Here is a 2,135-nt window from a genome sequence, read left to right as displayed (position 1 = left end):
TAAGGCCAGCGAAACAGTGGGAAAAGTATTAAAACGTGGGGACATCGTGATCTATGAATCTACTGTTTATCCAGGTGTAACAGAAGAAGAGTGCGTGCCGGTACTGGAGCGAGTGTCTGGTTTGAAGTTTAATGAAGACTTCTATGCCGGTTATTCACCAGAACGAATCAACCCAGGAGATAAGGAGCACACAGTTGCAAAAATTCTAAAGATCACTTCCGGCTCTACACCTGAAACTGCAGAGAAGGTAGATAAACTCTACAGAAGCGTGATCACAGCGGGTACGCATAAAGCAGCTTCCATCAAAGTTGCTGAAGCCGCCAAAGTTATTGAAAATGCGCAACGCGATATTAACATTGCCTTTGTTAACGAGTTGGCGAAGATTTTCAATCGCCTGGGTATCGACACAGATGAAGTTTTAGAAGCAGCTGGTACGAAGTGGAACTTCCTTAAATTTAAACCTGGTCTGGTAGGTGGACACTGTATAGGTGTAGATCCTTACTACTTAGCACAAAAAGCTCAGGAAGCCGGTTATCACCCAGAGATCATTTTGGCCGGGCGCCGTCTTAATGATGGTATGGGCGAATATGTAGCCCATGAAGTGATTAAATTGATGGTGAAGAAGGACATACCTGTAAAAGGAGCCAAAATCCTTGTGCTTGGAATCACTTTCAAAGAGAATTGTCCGGATGTGCGTAATACGAAAGTAGTGGATATCCTACACACACTCAAAGACTACGATACTAACATCACGATTTATGACCCATGGGCCGAGCCAGCAGAAGTGAAGCACGAGTATGGCTGGGACTCCGTAAAAGAATTAAATGGTGTGACTGACTGTGATGCGATCATCCTGGCAGTTTCCCATAACGAGTTCAAGTCACTTGATCTGAACATTCTCTGTAAAGAAAAAGCCATCATATACGACGTTAAAGGTGTTCTCCCAAAAGAACTCTCCGACGCCCGTCTTTAAAAAAAATTAAGGTCCCCCTTGGCTAAGGAGGGGTAGGGGTGGTTTGACCCGATACTTCAAACTTATTTAACGAGAATGGATATGTATAACATCCCCTACCACACACAAGACTTAAGCCAAAGTACTTTCCTGATTACAGGAGGAGCAGGCTTCATAGGCTCCAATATTGTTGAATACCTACTCAAATACGGAGCTGGTAAGGTAAGAGTACTAGACAATTTCTCAACTGGCACTCACGCAAATATAGAGGAGTTCAGGAGCCATCCAGCCTTTGAACTGATAGAAGGTGACATACGAAGCTTAGAAACATGCCGCGAAGCACTCCAAGGAATTGATTTCGTATCTCATCAGGCTGCACTTGGTTCTGTACCCCGGTCCATAAATGATCCAATTACAAGCAATGAAGTAAATGTTACTGGCTTCTTAAATATGCTAGTAGCAGCTAGAGATGCCCGGGTAAAAAGCTTTGTATATGCAGCTAGTTCGAGTACATATGGTGATCATCCAGGACTCCCTAAGGTGGAGGATAAAATTGGTAACCCGCTATCTCCCTATGCTGTCACAAAGTATGTGAATGAGTTATATGCGAGTGTGTTTTCAAAGACTTTTGATTTTCATACAATAGGATTAAGGTATTTTAACGTTTTCGGACCAAAGCAAAACCCAAAGGGTCCTTATGCTGCGGTGATTCCACTATTTATTGAAGCCGCCCTTCAGCAGGAAGCACCTTATATTAATGGTGACGGTGAGACAAGTAGGGATTTTACATTTGTAGAGAATGCGGTTCAGGCAAATGTTAAGGCGATGTTAGTCGAAAATGTAAAGCAACATGAAGTAGTCAATATTGCTTTTGGTGAACGGACTACACTTAATCAGTTATGGGAGCGAATTAATGAAATTGCAGGGATAGCTTTGCTTGCTGAATATCGTGAGGAAAGAAAAGGGGATGTAAGACATAGTTTAGCAGACATCAGTAAAGCGAAAACACTTATTAATTATAAACCTGCATTTTCAGTACATCAAGGAATACAAATAGCCTTTCATTGGTACAAAAATGCTAAACCCATATATCAAAAATTGTAATATTGTAATAAAAACTAATACCTAGGCTTTTCTTAACATTAGCGATTTAAAAATGAAAATTGAGATATCTAAAGAATTG

The 2,135-nt window shown here is 41.3% G+C and carries 2 protein-coding genes; both read left to right on the top strand.

Annotation, left to right across the window (positions count from 1 at the left end; genetic code table 11):
- Positions 1-973 (top strand): nucleotide sugar dehydrogenase (locus O71_RS19695; protein ID WP_007660515.1); only part of this gene is annotated, 973 nt, incomplete at its 5' end.
- An 81-nt stretch (positions 974-1,054) separates the two neighbouring features.
- The gene (locus O71_RS19690; protein ID WP_040574910.1) at positions 1,055-2,056 is read left to right on the top strand and encodes an SDR family oxidoreductase; all 1,002 of its coding nucleotides are present in this window, start codon (positions 1,055-1,057) and stop codon (positions 2,054-2,056) included.
- Positions 2,057-2,135: the final 79 nt, after the last annotated feature.

Source organism: Pontibacter sp. BAB1700 (assembly GCF_000277005.1).
Taxonomy (GTDB): Bacteria; Bacteroidota; Bacteroidia; order Cytophagales; family Hymenobacteraceae; genus Pontibacter; species Pontibacter lucknowensis.
The sequence above is the reverse complement of the archived record's forward strand: the minus strand, read 5'-3'. Positions and strand labels throughout refer to the sequence as shown.

What these genes read in the sequence shown, in the direction of transcription:
- O71_RS19690 (WP_040574910.1), top strand. Translation starts at nt 1,055, where the DNA reads ATGTATAACATCCCCTACCACACACAAGACTTAAGCCAAAGTACTTTC.